The following is a 13,301-nucleotide window of genomic DNA, read 5'->3' on the forward strand; positions in this document are numbered from 1 at the left end:
CGGGTTCGTCACGCGCCGATTGCTTCCAACCCTTCTTCCAGATAGTCGGCCAGCATCGGCAGGCCGAGGAGATAGGACGACGTACGCTTGTTGCTGCGTTGCCGTGCTTCGTTGACGGCGTCGGCCCATTCCGCCGCGTCGTAGTCGCCGCGGCCGATCCACACGAGGGCAACCAGGTCCGCAGCCTCGTCGACGTTCAGGTCGTCGATCAATTCGCGTAATTCCTCTTCTGTGAGATTTTCCTCCTCCTCCTCGGCGAGGCCGTCGTGGTTATGGCTGTCACGGGCATCCCCGTCGAGTTCGATCTCGTGCTCGCTGCCGCCCGCATAGTCGTCGTTCATCGCGGCGCCGATCGCCTTTGCCTTGAGGATGAACAGCCGCACGGTGTCCGGGTCGATGGTAAGTTCCCATTCCTTCTCGTCAGGGTGCCGCACAGCCACCTCCATCTTCGGGCGCGGTGATGATAACGCATTTCGTGGCGTTGCGGCAGAAGGATGGCGCGGCATGGATTGACAGGAAGGGGCGGGGCGCTGAAATGCGCCGCTTCACCTATTCAAGATGGTCCGATGACAACGCTTCTCTCGCCAAAAATCCTGCCAATCCTCATGCTGGTTGCGTCGAATGTCTTCATGACCTTTGCCTGGTACGGCCATCTGAAGTTCAAGATGTGGCCGCTCTACACGGCGGTTCTCTTTAGCTGGGGCATCGCCTTCATCGAATACTGGCTTGCCGTGCCCGCTAACCGCATCGGCCATGAGGTCTATTCGGCCGCGCAGCTCAAGACGATCCAGGAGGTCATCACGCTCAGTGTCTTCGTCGTCTTTTCAGTGTTCTACCTGAAGGAGGCGATTACCTGGAATCATGTCCTCGGCTTCATACTCATTGCTGGCGGAGCGGCCCTGATCTTCCGCGCCTAGAGCATGGCTGCGGAAAGGTTTGCGTCGAGAGGAGCAAAAATTACGCGAGGCTGGGAATAGACGCCTGGGCGCAAGCGTTGGACATCCAAGGACTAGGAAGGAGGCTCCCATGCAGAGACTAACCCTCGCCTTGGCTTGGATGCTTCTCGCGGGACCGCTCCTGGCGACGCCTGCCCTTTCGGCGGGTGGTGGCGGCGGCGGAGGCGGCGGCCAGACGACCAGCCAGTGCAAGAGGGGGCAGGTATGGGACGCCAAAAGGCAGAAATGCGTGACCCCAAAAAGGGGTGAGATCGACGACGACAGCCTCTACGAGGCGGGGCGCGACCTGGCCAATGCCGGCCGCTATGGCGAAGCGATCGTCGTCCTCAGCCTTGCCGCCGACAAATCGGACCCGCGGATCCTCAATTATCTCGGCTATTCCCACCGCAAGCAGGGTCGAGTGCAGGTAGGGCTCGGCTACTATGAGGAAGCGCTGCGGGCCAATCCCGATTACACGCTTGCGCGCGAATATCTGGGCGAGGCCCACCTCCAGCTCGGCGACGTCAATTCCGCCCGCGAACAGCTCCGCGAGATCGAGAAAAGGTGCGGCCGGGGCTGCGCGGAATACACAGAGCTCTCCGAACAGATCTTGCAATTCCAGAGACGAGGATGATGCGGGACTTCGCCCTCTCACGGGCTGCGGGAGTGGGTGAGAGACGAGGCCAGAATGGGCGGCCGCAGCGCAGCCGCCCATTCTCTTGCCGGTACGAGCATGCCGTCAAGCGCCGGGTCACTTAGCCGCGAAGCGCTTAGTCCGCGCGTGTGAGGCGAATGATCGAGCCATTGCTTTGGTCGGTGAGCAGCCAAACCGAGCCGTCGGGGGCGACATTGACGTCCCGGATGCGGCCGAATTCACCTTCCAAGATGCGCTCCTCGCCGACGATCTTGCCGGCCCGGTCCCGGTCGAGCCGCACAAGAAGTTCGAATTTCAAGGAGCCGACGAGGAGGTCTCCTTTCCATTCCGGAAACATGTTTCCTTGGTAGGAGGCGAGCCCTGACGGAGCGATGGACGGATCCCAGTGGTAGAGGGGCTGCTCGTAGCCTTCTGCTGCCGTGCCGACGCCGATCTTGGAGCCGGAATAGTTGACGCCGTAGGAGATCACGGGCCAGCCGTAATTGCGGCCGGCCTGCGGCTGGTTCACCTCGTCCCCGCCTCTCGCGCCATGTTCGACCGTGGCGAGACCGTCCCAGACGGGATCGAAGGCAGCGCCCTGGATGTTGCGATGGCCCTTCGACCACAACAGAGGCAGCCACCCATCGGGCTTGGGATTGTCCTTGGGGGCCGAGCCGTCTGGATTGATGCGGATAACGGCGCCGGCGCTGTCCGCCATGTCCTGGGCACGGTCGCCCTGGCCACGGTCGCCGGTGGTGATGAAGAGGGTGCCGTCGGAATGGAACACCAGACGAGAGCCGAAATGCTGCCCCTTGCCGGTTTTCCTGGCCATCGAGAAGACGACATCGACATCCTCCAGTCTTGGTTTGCCGTCGTCGCGGACCAGTCGTGCCCGCGCTACCGCTGTTCCCGCGCCGCCTTTGCCGGGTTGTGAAAAACTGAAGAAGATCATGCCAGAAGTGGAGAAATCCGGTGCGGCGACGACGTCCAGCAGGCCACCCTGACCTTGCGCCCACACTTTGGGCACCCCCTGGAGCGGACCGGACAGCGACCCGTTGCTGAGTATGCGCATGCGACCCGGCCGCTCCGTCACGATCGCGCTGCCGTCAGGCAGGAAATCGAGACCCCAGGGATGCTCGAGCCCGTCGGCGAGGGTGGTGGCCTGCACATTGACCGTGTCGGTCCTGAAGGTTCGGCTTTCCGCGGCCGATCCGGCGACGGGAAGGCTGGCGGCTGAAAGGGCGGCGAGGATGCGCAAGCTCTGGAACATCTGATCGACATAAGCGTTCGGCTGGTCCTTGCAAGCAAGCAGGGCGGTGACAGGCATCAAAAGCCGTGTATCCTCGATCACAACAGGGTGAGGGCGAATCAAGCAAGCGTTTGGGCAAAGATTCTCTTGGCTGCAGCCGCCGAGGGAAGGGGAATTAAGACTTGCGGCCGCGACCAAATCATCAAAACCGGATTTTTAGCGTGAAAATACCGGAAGCGTTGCTATATTACGGAAGTTCGAAATGAGACGGCTCCGCCAGCCTAGGGCTGCCGGACCGTTTTCTTTTTGCCGTACGGCCAGGATGATGCCGTAGGGCGGACAAGAGAAGAGGTTGAAATGAACAAGGTCCCGATGACCGCAAACGGGTTCCAGACGCTGAAGGAAGAGCTTCGCTGGCGTCAGCAAGAGGAACGTCCGCGCATCATCGAAGCGATTTCGGAAGCACGCTCGCATGGCGACCTCTCGGAGAACGCGGAATATCACGCCGCGAAGGAGGCGCAGAGCCTCAACGAGGGACGTATCGCCGAGCTCGAGGATCTCATCGCGCGTGCCGAAGTGATCGACGTTTCCAAGCTTTCCGGTGACAAGATCAAGTTCGGCGCGACCGTCGTGCTTGTCGATGAGGACACCGAGGAAGAGAAGACCTACCAGATCGTCGGCGATCAGGAGGCGGACGTGAAGTCGGGGCGGATCTCCATTTCGTCCCCGATCGCCCGCGCGCTGATCGGCAAGGAGGTGGGCGACGCCATCGAAGTCAACGCACCCGGCGGCGCTCGCGGCTTCGAAATCGTTCAGGTCAATTTCATCTAATCAAGCAAATCGAACCGGACACCGGATCGGATCTCGGAAGGTTTCGATCCGAAAAGTCTGGCGCCGCTCGGCGGGTCACATTGGCTGGCCGAGCATTTCATTGGCTATGCCGACAACGCGCGCCGGCGTGACCGCCACGCCGGGCGTTTCTCTCTCCAGCACGATGGAATGCGGCCCCAATGGCCCCGTCAGCCCCGGTTGCGTGGCCAGGAAGATGGCGATCGTCGGTAGCCCGAAGGCGCTGGCGAGATGCGTCAGCCCCGTATCTGCCCCGATCACCAAGGTCGCGCGGCCGATCTCGGCAGCGATTGTGGCGAGCGGCGAACGATCGATGACAGCCGACTGCGGCACCGCCTGCGCGATTGCCTGCGCCACGGCTCGCTCCGCCGGGTTCGACCAAGTCGTCACCGGCGTCAGCCCGCGTGTCGCCAGTGCTCTGGCCACGGCGATCCAGGATTCGACCGGCCATTTCTTGCTTTCCCAACTGGTTCCGTGGAGCAGGAAAACCGTACGGTCTCCATAACGGGGCGTCTGAGCGACTGGAGCGACGATGCCGTTGTCGAGGCGATCCAGGTCCGGCTGATAGCCGAGTGCCGCGCCGAAGAGCAGCCTGGTCCGAGTGATCGCGTGAAGATCGCGCGCCACACTGAAGCGATGGCGATAAAACAGAGCCGAGAGGCTCTCTCTTACGCTTTGCCTGTCGAAGCCCGCAATGGGTGCTCCGGCCATTCTGGCCAGAAACACACTTTTGAGGAGGCCTTGCGCGTCGATCACGAGGTCGTAGCGGCGTTCGCGCATGTCGCGCTTGACGTTGTCGACGGCCGATCGCGTCTCGCTGGAGAGCGCGCTCTTGCGCCAACTGCGGAGGGCAACCTTGTGGATATGGCCGATCCCCGGATGCAGGGCGACGAGGCCCGCGAAGGGCTCTTCCACGCACCAGTCCAGCGAGAGATCCGCGCGCGCGGTCAGCGCATCGGTCACTGCGGGGAAGGTGTGGATGACGTCACCCATCGACGACGTCTTTACGATAAGCACCCTCATGCGACTGCCCGCATCAGCTTCCGGGCGGCCGCCAGGACGCGATCCGCGTCGAGCTTGTTCAAACAGTCGAGATGGCCGAGCGGGCAGACGCGCTGATGGCAAGGCGAGCAGTCGAGATGGAGCCACACCAGATCCCGCTGGTCGCTCAGTGGGGGAGTATTCTCCGGAGAGGTCGAGCCGTAGACCGCGACCACGGGAGTGCCCACTGCCGCCGCGATATGCATCAATCCGCTGTCGTTCGACACGGCCAGCCGCGCCGCCGCGATCAGATCGATGGCATCTTCCAGTCGTGTGGTCCCGGCAAGATCGATCGCGCCTGGTGCGAGATCGGCGATCTCGCTGGTCACCGGCTTGTCGTTGGCCGAGCCGAACAGGGCGACCTGCAGGCCGTCCTCCATCATCTTGCGGGCAAAGGCAGCGTATTTTTCAGACGGCCAGCGCTTTGCCGGGCCGAATTCCGCGCCGGGCATCAGTGCGACAAATTGCTTCTCCGGCAGGCTGTGCCGGGCAAGGAGCGCCACCTGGTTGTCCTTGTCGATCGCGAGTTGCGGAGGCTGGAAGGTTCCGCCACGGGCCAGGCCGAAGAACGCCTGGGCCGTTTTGCGCTTTATCGCGTCGGGCAGGGGAACGATGTCGTTGATCAGGCCATAGCGCATTTCACGCCGGTGCCCCGTGCGTCGCGGTATGCCGGCGAAGAATGGCACGAGCGCCGACTTCCAGCTTCCCTGCATGACGAATGCCTGGTCGTAGCGGCCTTTCAGCGAACGGCCGATGCGGCGCCGCAGGCCGAACTCCAGCTTCTTGCGTGAGAACGGAGCATCGATGCGGGTTCGCACTTCAGGCATGCGGCCGACGAGCGGTGCTGCCCAGGCCGGGGCCATGACGTCGATCACCGCGCCCGGGTGGATCTGCCGAAGCGCGATGAACAGCGATTGCGCCATCACCATGTCGCCCACCCAGCGCGGGCCGATCACGAGAATCGATGGGCCTTCAGCCATGCGACATAGTCTTTCGTGCCAGTTCTGACGTCGCGGAAGGCGCCATTGTAGCCGGCCGTGCGCAACCGCGTCATATCAGCCTGCGTAAAGCTCTGATAGCGGCCCTTGAGGTGATCGGGAAAATCGATGAACTCGACCTGACCTTTGCCGAGCTCGGCAATCACGGTGTCGGCGATGGCCCGGAAGGGCTCGGCTCGGCCGGTGCCGCAATTGAAAATGCCGCTGACACCACGGTTCCATAGCCAAAGATTGACGTCCGCCACGTCCTCGACATGGATGAAGTCGCGGCTCTGGTCACCCGGGCCATAGCCATCATAGGCACCGAAGAGCTTCGGGTTCTCGCCGCGCTCGACCTGGTTGAACAGGTGGAAGGCGACGGAAGCCATCGACCCCTTATGGGACTCGCGCGGGCCGTACACGTTGAAATAGCGCAGCCCTGCAACGGGTGAATGCTCGGCCGGCAACACCTTGGCACGCACATAATCGTCGAAGAGCTTCTTGGAGTAGCCATAGACGTTGAGGGGCCGCTCCAACTCCGGTTCCTCGCGGAATTCGGAAGCGCCGCCATAGACCGCGGCCGACGACGCATAAAGAAATGGGATGCGCCCATTCAGGCAATAATGCAGGAGCTTCTTGGAATAGGCATAGTTCACTTCCATCATGAACTTGCCGTTCCATTCCGTGGTAGCCGAACAGGCGCCCTGATGGAACACCACGTCCATGGGACCGATCGCGTCGCGCTCGATCAGAGCGAGGAACTCGTCCTTGTCCAGGTAGTCCTCGATGGCGAGATCGGCGAGATTGCGGAATTTCGTGCCGTCGGTCAGATCGTCGACGACCATGATATCGGAGCGGCCAGCCGCATTCAGCGCTGCAACGATGTTGCTGCCGATCATGCCCGCGCCACCGGTTACCACGATCATCGGTTTCTCCTGCCGTCGGTCCGTTCGGCGCTCTCTTAGACGTTTTCGCGACGAATGGTGAACGGAAAATTGGTCGATAGGAGCTTCGGCCTTGGTGGCAGCTCATCTATCGGCGCTATTTGCATTCACCATTGTCCATTCACGGTTCGCATTCGGGTGCCGGTTGCGTCCCGGTATTTTGCAGTATATCCGCAGCGCATGAGCGAATTCTCGGGCAAAACCCAGCAACAGGAACCGATGGCGGCCACGCGAAGCCCCACCGATCTCTTGACGGCAATCGACCGGTTCCGTGAAGCGAAGGTGCTCGTTGTCGGGGACTTCATCCTTGATCGTTTCGTTCGCGGGGTGATCGAACGCATCTCGCCGGAGGCGCCGATCCCTGTCCTGCATGGACGCGATGAGACTTTCACGCTGGGCGGCGCAGGCAATGTCGTGTCGAACATCGTATCGCTCGGCGGGTCGGCCTTGCCGGTCGCGGCCGTCGGCAACGATGCCGCCGGTCGCACGATCGTCGCGACGCTGGAGAACCAGGGCGTGGACGTTTCCGGCATCCTGACCGACCCGTCGCGCATGACATCCTCCAAGTCCCGATTCAGCGCGCTCAATCAACAGGTGCTGCGCTTCGACGAAGAGGAGATACGGCCCCTTTCCGGTGATCATAGGCAAGCGATCGTCGAGCGTTTCCGCAGGCACCTGCCGCTTGCCGATATCGTCGTGCTTTCCGACTATGGCAAGGGGATGCTGCTCGACGGGGTCGCGGCCGAACTGATCAGCCTCTGCACGGCGGCGGGCAAGCGCATCGTCGTCGATCCGAAGGGGCATGACTATTCGCGTTATGCCGGCGCCACCGTGGTTTCGCCGAACCGCAAGGAACTTGGCGAGGCGGTTGGCCGCCCGATCGCCAGCGATGAGGAAGTCGTAGAGGCTGCGCGGCAGCTCATCGGCGCGCACGGCTTCGATTTCGTGCTTGCCACCCGCAGCGAAAAGGGCATGAGCGTGGTGGGCAGGGAGGATGCGCGCCACATCCCCACCCAGGCTCGCGAGGTTTTCGACGTCTCCGGAGCCGGCGACACGGTGGTGGCTTCATTTGCCCTGTCGCTTGCTTCCGGGCTCGATCGCCAGGCAGCGGCGATTGTCGCCAACGCCGCCGCCGGCGTGGTGGTCGGCAAGCGCGGGACGGCGCGCGTCTCGTCGGAAGAGCTGGTGGCCGCGCTGTTCCGCAGCGACACGACATCCCATTCCGAGCGCTCGGTGGTCGATCTCGACACCGCGGAGCAGATCGCCGCGGCTTGGCGGCGCGAGGGGCTGAGCGTCGCCTTCACCAATGGCTGCTTCGACATCCTTCACGCGGGCCATGTGTCGCTGATCCAGCAGGCCAGGGCGACCGCCGACCGGCTGATCCTCGGCCTCAACAGCGACGCGTCCGTTCGCCGCCTGAAGGGCGAAAGCCGACCGCTGAACACGGCGCGCGACCGCGCCTTCATCCTGTCGGCGCTGGCGGCGGTCGACCTGGTCGTCGTGTTCGACGAGGATACGCCCCTCGTCCTGATCGAAAGGCTCAAGCCGGACGTCCTGGTGAAGGGGGCGGACTACACCGTCGAGACGGTCGTCGGCGCCGATATCGTCCAGGCGTCCGGCGGGCGGGTCGTGCTCGCCAGCCTGGTCGAAGGCAAGAGCACGACCGGTCTCATCGGCAAGATTTCTTCTCCCAAGGGCAGCAATTGAGATTGTGATGGCTTCGCTCAACGACTACCTGACGCGCTCGGCCAAGGTCATCGAGGAGATGGCCGAGCGCGACCTGTCGACCGCGATGGAACAGGCGGTGGACGCTACCGTCACTGCGCTTCGTGCGGGCAAGCCGCTGCTCATCTGCGGCAATGGCGGTTCGGCGGCCGACGCGATCCATATCGCGGGCGAACTGGTCGGCCGGTTCCTCAAGGAGCGCAGGGGCTACAACGTGATCGCCTTGCCCGCCAATGCCGGCGTGCTGACGGCCTGGGGCAACGACTACGGTTTCGACACCGTTTATTCGCGCCAGGTCGAGGCGCATGGCGCGGAAGGCGCCGTGCTGATCGCCATTTCCACCAGCGGCAATTCGAAGAACATACTGCTTGCGGCCGAGCAGGCGAGGGCGATGGGCATGTCGGTCATTTCCCTGACCGGGGACAGCGGCGGCAAGCTGGCGGCGCTGTCTGACATCCTGCTCAACGTTCCGTCGTCCTTCACGCCGATGATCCAGCAAGGGCACCTCTGCCTCTACCACTATCTCTGCGAGGCGGTGGAAGAGCGGCTGAGCAATGGCTGAGCGCGTGTCGGATCCGGCTGGCCAGCTGCCACTGAAGGAAGCCGGCCTCTGGGTCCAGTGTTTTGCCGGAAAGGCCGAGACGGCCGATCGGCCGGCGCTGTTCCTCGACCGCGATGGCACCGTCAATGTCGACACCGGCTATCCGCGAACGCCGGATGAGATCTCGCTCCTGCCCGAGATCCTTCCCGTCATCCGCGCGGCGAATGCCGCCGGCGTGCCGGCTGTCATCGTCTCCAACCAATCCGGCGTGGCGCGCGGGCTGCTGGATTGGCAAGATTTCGCCAAGGTGAATGCGCGGCTTCTCGACCTGCTGCATGCCGAAGGCTGCGCAATCGCGATGGTGCTCGCCTGTGCCTATCACGAAGCCGGGCTCCCACCTTTCGACATCGCCGACCATCCGATGCGCAAGCCCAATCCAGGCATGCTGCTCCTGGCTGCCACGATGCTCGGCATCGATCTCGGACGTTCGATCATTGTGGGCGACAAGCCGTCCGACATGGAAGCGGGCAGACGCGCCGGCCTCCAGGTGGGTTGGCTGATCGGAAAAGACGAGGTGATTGGGGACGGCTTTGCCTGCAGGAGGCTGAACGAGGCGAGAGATTACGCCGCCCTTGCGAAGTCGATTTCAAGCCTGTCCAGGTAGGCGAGGGCATCCCTCACCCGATCGCCACCGTCCCCTCGTCCTTGATCTGACGGATGGTGAGCGCCGTACGCACCGTGTCTACGTTCGGCGCCGAAGTCAGTTCCTCGATGACGAAGCTCTGGAACGTGCCGAGATCGGTCGCCACGCAGTGGAGGAGAAAGTCGGATTCGCCCGACACCATCCACGCTTTTCTGACGATCGGCCAGTTGCGGGTGCGGTCGGAGAAGGCTTTCAGCTCCGCTTCGGACTGGTGCTGGAGACCGATCAGGCAGAAGGCGACCACGTCGTATCCTAGTGCGGGTGCGTTGAGCAGCGCGCGGTAGCCCTGGATGATGCCTCCATCCTCGAGCCGCTTGACCCGCCGCAGGCAAGGGGGAGCGGAAATCCCTACGCGTCGCGATAGTTCGACATTGGTGATGCGGCCTTCGCCTTGGAGTTCCCGGAGGATCTTCCAGTCAATGGCGTCGAGATCGGCCTTGAGGGGCATTGGTTCTCCAGCGCGAATCGGCGCAACAATGTTTCGTATTGACGCAATTAAACTACGGAAAGGTGCAACTGCCTCATATTTCCGGCGCCATTCCCATCTTTTTGGTGCGAGGGCGCGCTTCGATGGCTCGCAAACGGGAGGTTTCAGGGGAGGGGACGATCCGCCGCCTTGCAACGTATAGGGGCCAACACCTAAATTGGCGGCATCGTTTCCATGCCGCCGGGCCGTCTGGCGGTCCGCAAGGGCAATCTCATGACTAAACACGCGCCTGTCCTGATCATCGGTTCCGGCCCTGCCGGTTATACGGCCGCCATCTACGCCGCGCGCGCAATGCTGAAGCCGGTGCTCGTCTCAGGGTTGCAGCAGGGCGGCCAGCTCATGATCACCACCGACGTCGAGAATTATCCCGGTTTCGCCGACCCCATCCAGGGGCCCTGGCTGATGGAACAGATGGGCAAGCAGGCAGAGCATGTCGGCACCGAGATCGTCAACGACATGATCACGGAGGTCGATCTCGACGTCCGTCCGTTTCGGCTGAAATCCGATTCCGGCACGATCTACACCTGCGATGCGCTGATCATCGCAACCGGAGCTCAGGCCAAGTGGCTCGGTCTTCCCAGCGAGCAGACCTATATGGGCTTCGGCGTCTCGGCCTGCGCGACCTGCGACGGGTTCTTCTATCGCGGCAAGGATGTGGTCGTCATCGGCGGCGGCAATTCGGCTGTGGAGGAAGCGCTCTACCTGTCCAATCTTGCCCGGCACGTGACGGTCATCCATCGCCGCGGCGAATTCCGGGCCGAGCGCATCCTGCAGGAGCGCCTGTTCAAAAAGGAGAACATCACCGTGTTGTGGGACACCGTGGTCGAAGAGATCACCGGCGTACCCGGCAAGCTGCCTCAGCCGCCGTCGGTGACCGGCATCAGGCTGCGCAGCGCGAAAACCGGGGCTGTGACGGAAATGCCGATCGATGGTGTATTCGTGGCGATTGGCCACGCTCCCGCGGTCGAGCTGTTTGCCGGCAAGCTCAAGCAGAAACCGAACGGCTACCTGTGGACTGCACCGGATTCGACGCGGACCGATGTGCCCGGTGTCTTCGCGGCGGGCGACGTGACCGACGATGTCTATCGCCAGGCGGTGACGGCTGCCGGCCTCGGCTGCATGGCGGCGCTCGAGGCGGAAAAATATCTGGCCGAGATGGAAGTCCATCGGGAGGCTGCGGAATAACAACCAGACGCCCGACGATACGAGGGGAACAAATGGCGTTGGATTGGGACAAGCTTCGCGTGTTTCACGCAGCGGCGGAGGCTGGCTCTTTCACTCATGCCGCCGAGACGTTGAAACTGTCGCAGTCGGCCATCTCCAGGCAGGTCAGCGCCCTGGAGCAGGATGTCGGCGTGCCGCTCTTTCACCGGCACGCTCGCGGCCTCGTGCTCACCGAGCAGGGGGAGATGCTGTTTCGCACCGCGCATGACGTGCTGATGAAGCTGGAGAATATCAAGACACGTCTCACCGAGGCAAAGGACCGGCCTTCCGGGGTTCTGCGCGTCACCACGACGGTCGGCCTCGGGGCGGGATGGTTGACGGAACGGCTGACCGAATTCCTCGACCTTTATCCCGACATCCAGCTTCAACTGATCCTGGCGAACGAAGAGCTCGATCTGACCATGCGCCAAGCCGACTGCGCCATCAGGCTCAGGCAGCCGCAGCAGCCGGACCTCATCCAGCGGCGTCTGTTCACGGTCCATTTCCACCTCTACGCCGCGCCGTCATATATCAGCAAATACGGCAAGCCGAGTTCCATCGCCGATCTCAAGAACCATCGCATCGTCACGTTCGGCGAGCCGGTGCCCACGCATCTCAGCGAACTCAACTGGCTGGAAACGGTCGGCGACTTCGAAACCGGCAAGCGCATCGCGACGCTGCAGATCAACGATATCCTGTCGATCAAGAGGGCGGTCCAGCGGGGAGCGGGCATCGCCATGCTGCCGGATTATCTGATGAACAAGGATTCCGGCCTCATACAGCTTCTGCCCGAGACCGAGGTGCCGTCCTTCGACACTTATTTCTGCTACCCCGACGCGATGAAGAACCAAGCCAAGCTGCATGTCTTCCGCGACTTCGTGATCTCCAAGGCGCGCAGTTGGTCTTATTGATGCGGAAGGGGCTTGGGCCACAGGCTGTGCCTTTTTGCATGGGAGGTTTGCAAACTCCATGCTTGTTTATTGGGCAGGTATCGCCCATATATTGAACATCTCCCGGGCGCGTTCCTCCTCCCATTAGCGCCTGGTGAGTGTTCCCCTCTGGAGGTTTAGCCTTAACAGGCACTTCCAATCAAACTTAGCCGGATCTTCTTGATCCGGCTTTTTTGTTTGTGCGCCCAGCATGGGCGCACCCTTGCGGGTGTAAGTCCCGCCGTAAGCTGGCTGGAAAGCCTACTTCCGGCTGGCGCAAACTCCTCGGGTCTTCAAAGACCTGGAGGAATGGATGCGCCACCGGGTGAGGGCGATCCAGCTCAAGCACTGGAAACGTGGCAAGACCATCTACAAGGCTCTGTCGGCCATGGGGTCCAAACCCGACGTGGCGCGACGGATCGCGGCGAACAGCCGTCGATGGTGGCGCAATAGCAGCCTGCTGCTCAACTCCGTCCTGACTTTGAAATGGATGAACACCCTTGGCATCCCCGGCTCGCCTGACCTCAACTCTTCGAACCGCCCGGTGCGGACCCGCATGCCGGGTGGTGTGGCAGGGGCGCGTTCCAACTGGAACCCCCTATGCCGATTTGCGACGCCGTCGAAAGCCCGCCACAGCAGGGTTGTCCAGCGTGATCTGATTTTGCTGGCTTCGGGTCGCAATTTCTGTTTCGTCGGGCACCTGAAAAGCGCTCCGCCAGTGCCTGATCTCATGTAACGGAGGTTACATGAGATCCGTCCGGGTATCCGCAAACGAGCCGCTTTGTGGCGAAATTGCGCAGTAATTGTGCAGGGTTGGCCACGTAACGGTCACATGTAACCTCCGGTAACCTGACCCCGGCCCGGCCAGCGTAATATTCATTGGGGTAGGACGCGGTGTGGAACTTCACGAGATGGGGGCATCACGTGAAATTCCGGGCTCGGCAACCGCCGCGTCCCGCTGGATTGCCGGTCGCCCTGCCGGCCTGTAGCGGCGGACCTGCCGTACCGCCTCCCGCGGAACGGTCCGCATCAGCGGCGTCTGGACCCTCCCCCAGACGCCGCTTTTTTCATCGGTACGCTGGGT

14 protein-coding genes and 1 pseudogene are annotated in these 13,301 nt (G+C 62.5%); 9 read left to right on the plus strand and 6 right to left on the minus strand.

The annotated features are described in order from the left end of the window. Nucleotides 1-8 precede the first annotated feature (8 nt). Nucleotides 9-434 carry a DUF3775 domain-containing protein gene (locus ACCO56_RS07115; protein WP_433639042.1) on the minus strand — a complete coding sequence of 142 codons (426 nt, stop codon included), beginning with the start codon at nucleotides 432-434 and terminating at the stop codon, nucleotides 9-11. Between the two features lie 132 nt (nucleotides 435-566). Here ACCO56_RS07115 and ACCO56_RS07120 point away from each other — a divergent pair, with 132 nt between their 5' ends. Further along, nucleotides 567-917: a DMT family protein gene (locus ACCO56_RS07120; protein ID WP_433639044.1), complete on the plus strand. Its 351-nt coding sequence runs from the start codon at nucleotides 567-569 to the stop codon at nucleotides 915-917. A gap of 109 nt (nucleotides 918-1,026) precedes the next feature. After that, a complete protein-coding gene (locus tag ACCO56_RS07125; protein WP_433639046.1) occupies nucleotides 1,027-1,569 on the plus strand; it encodes a tetratricopeptide repeat protein in 543 nt (180 codons plus the stop codon). Nucleotides 1,570-1,705: 136 nt separating this feature from the next. Here ACCO56_RS07125 and ACCO56_RS07130 read toward each other — a convergent pair whose 3' ends face one another. Then, nucleotides 1,706-2,896: a PQQ-dependent sugar dehydrogenase gene (locus ACCO56_RS07130; protein ID WP_433639048.1), complete on the minus strand. Its 1,191-nt coding sequence runs from the start codon at nucleotides 2,894-2,896 to the stop codon at nucleotides 1,706-1,708. A gap of 279 nt (nucleotides 2,897-3,175) precedes the next feature. On the opposite strand from ACCO56_RS07130, the gene greA reads away from it, so the two are divergent. Continuing rightward, nucleotides 3,176-3,649: a transcription elongation factor GreA gene (gene greA, locus ACCO56_RS07135; RefSeq protein WP_433639050.1), complete on the plus strand. Its 474-nt coding sequence runs from the start codon at nucleotides 3,176-3,178 to the stop codon at nucleotides 3,647-3,649. 75 nt (nucleotides 3,650-3,724) lie between these two features. On the opposite strand, the gene waaC is transcribed toward greA, so the two are convergent. The 3 genes from waaC to rfaD are packed head-to-tail and all read right to left on the minus strand — an operon-like array spanning nucleotide 3,725 to nucleotide 6,611. After that, on the minus strand, nucleotides 3,725-4,690 hold the full coding sequence (gene waaC / locus ACCO56_RS07140) for a lipopolysaccharide heptosyltransferase I (RefSeq protein ID WP_433639052.1): 966 nt from the start codon (nucleotides 4,688-4,690) through the stop codon (nucleotides 3,725-3,727). Then, complete coding sequence (gene waaF, locus ACCO56_RS07145; RefSeq protein ID WP_433639054.1) at nucleotides 4,687-5,688, minus strand: lipopolysaccharide heptosyltransferase II; 1,002 nt, start codon at nucleotides 5,686-5,688, stop codon at nucleotides 4,687-4,689. The genes waaC and waaF overlap by 4 nt, the downstream gene beginning before the upstream one ends. Then, nucleotides 5,661-6,611 carry an ADP-glyceromanno-heptose 6-epimerase gene (rfaD, locus tag ACCO56_RS07150; RefSeq protein WP_433639056.1) on the minus strand — a complete coding sequence of 317 codons (951 nt, stop codon included), beginning with the start codon at nucleotides 6,609-6,611 and terminating at the stop codon, nucleotides 5,661-5,663. The genes waaF and rfaD overlap by 28 nt, the downstream gene beginning before the upstream one ends. A 237-nt stretch (nucleotides 6,612-6,848) precedes the next feature. On the opposite strand from rfaD, the gene rfaE1 reads away from it, so the two are divergent. Genes rfaE1 through ACCO56_RS07165 form a run of 3 tightly spaced genes read left to right on the plus strand, consistent with a single transcriptional unit; the run spans nucleotide 6,849 to nucleotide 9,559 of the window. Continuing rightward, the gene (rfaE1, locus tag ACCO56_RS07155) at nucleotides 6,849-8,336 is read left to right on the plus strand and encodes a D-glycero-beta-D-manno-heptose-7-phosphate kinase (RefSeq protein ID WP_433639058.1); all 1,488 of its coding nucleotides are present in this window, start codon (nucleotides 6,849-6,851) and stop codon (nucleotides 8,334-8,336) included. A gap of 7 nt (nucleotides 8,337-8,343) precedes the next feature. Further along, a complete protein-coding gene (locus tag ACCO56_RS07160; RefSeq protein WP_433639060.1) occupies nucleotides 8,344-8,916 on the plus strand; it encodes a D-sedoheptulose-7-phosphate isomerase in 573 nt (190 codons plus the stop codon). After that, on the plus strand, nucleotides 8,909-9,559 hold the full coding sequence (locus ACCO56_RS07165; RefSeq protein ID WP_433639062.1) for a D-glycero-alpha-D-manno-heptose-1,7-bisphosphate 7-phosphatase: 651 nt from the start codon (nucleotides 8,909-8,911) through the stop codon (nucleotides 9,557-9,559). The genes ACCO56_RS07160 and ACCO56_RS07165 overlap by 8 nt, the downstream gene beginning before the upstream one ends. A gap of 13 nt (nucleotides 9,560-9,572) precedes the next feature. On the opposite strand, the gene ACCO56_RS07170 is transcribed toward ACCO56_RS07165, so the two are convergent. After that, the gene (locus ACCO56_RS07170) at nucleotides 9,573-10,046 is read right to left on the minus strand and encodes an Lrp/AsnC family transcriptional regulator (RefSeq protein ID WP_433639065.1); all 474 of its coding nucleotides are present in this window, start codon (nucleotides 10,044-10,046) and stop codon (nucleotides 9,573-9,575) included. Nucleotides 10,047-10,259: 213 nt separating this feature from the next. Between ACCO56_RS07170 and trxB the strand changes: the two genes are divergently transcribed. The 3 genes and pseudogenes from trxB to ACCO56_RS07185 all read left to right on the plus strand — a co-directional run. Beyond that, on the plus strand, nucleotides 10,260-11,270 hold the full coding sequence (trxB, locus tag ACCO56_RS07175; RefSeq protein ID WP_433639066.1) for a thioredoxin-disulfide reductase: 1,011 nt from the start codon (nucleotides 10,260-10,262) through the stop codon (nucleotides 11,268-11,270). A gap of 32 nt (nucleotides 11,271-11,302) precedes the next feature. Further along, nucleotides 11,303-12,199 carry a LysR family transcriptional regulator gene (locus ACCO56_RS07180; protein WP_433639067.1) on the plus strand — a complete coding sequence of 299 codons (897 nt, stop codon included), beginning with the start codon at nucleotides 11,303-11,305 and terminating at the stop codon, nucleotides 12,197-12,199. Between the two features lie 280 nt (nucleotides 12,200-12,479). Next, nucleotides 12,480-12,953, plus strand: a pseudogene (locus ACCO56_RS07185) (group II intron maturase-specific domain-containing protein); the annotation flags it as partial. Nucleotides 12,954-13,301 lie beyond the last annotated feature (348 nt).

This window comes from Mesorhizobium sp. 1B3 (assembly GCF_050958605.1).
Classification (GTDB): Bacteria; Pseudomonadota; Alphaproteobacteria; order Rhizobiales; family Rhizobiaceae.

Bases quoted from the DNA above. Each gene is read 5' to 3' on its own strand.
- ACCO56_RS07120 (WP_433639044.1), top strand. From the start codon at position 567: ATGACAACGCTTCTCTCGCCAAAAATCCTGCCAATCCTCATGCTGGTT.
- ACCO56_RS07125 (WP_433639046.1), top strand. From the start codon at position 1,027: ATGCAGAGACTAACCCTCGCCTTGGCTTGGATGCTTCTCGCGGGACCG.
- ACCO56_RS07130 (WP_433639048.1), bottom strand. From the start codon at position 2,896: ATGCCTGTCACCGCCCTGCTTGCTTGCAAGGACCAGCCGAACGCTTAT.
- greA (WP_433639050.1), top strand. From the start codon at position 3,176: ATGAACAAGGTCCCGATGACCGCAAACGGGTTCCAGACGCTGAAGGAA.
- waaC (WP_433639052.1), bottom strand. From the start codon at position 4,690: ATGAGGGTGCTTATCGTAAAGACGTCGTCGATGGGTGACGTCATCCAC.
- waaF (WP_433639054.1), bottom strand. From the start codon at position 5,688: ATGGCTGAAGGCCCATCGATTCTCGTGATCGGCCCGCGCTGGGTGGGC.
- rfaD (WP_433639056.1), bottom strand. From the start codon at position 6,611: ATGATCGTGGTAACCGGTGGCGCGGGCATGATCGGCAGCAACATCGTT.
- rfaE1 (WP_433639058.1), top strand. From the start codon at position 6,849: ATGGCGGCCACGCGAAGCCCCACCGATCTCTTGACGGCAATCGACCGG.
- ACCO56_RS07160 (WP_433639060.1), top strand. From the start codon at position 8,344: ATGGCTTCGCTCAACGACTACCTGACGCGCTCGGCCAAGGTCATCGAG.
- ACCO56_RS07165 (WP_433639062.1), top strand. From the start codon at position 8,909: ATGGCTGAGCGCGTGTCGGATCCGGCTGGCCAGCTGCCACTGAAGGAA.
- ACCO56_RS07170 (WP_433639065.1), bottom strand. From the start codon at position 10,046: ATGCCCCTCAAGGCCGATCTCGACGCCATTGACTGGAAGATCCTCCGG.
- trxB (WP_433639066.1), top strand. From the start codon at position 10,260: ATGCCGCCGGGCCGTCTGGCGGTCCGCAAGGGCAATCTCATGACTAAA.
- ACCO56_RS07180 (WP_433639067.1), top strand. From the start codon at position 11,303: ATGGCGTTGGATTGGGACAAGCTTCGCGTGTTTCACGCAGCGGCGGAG.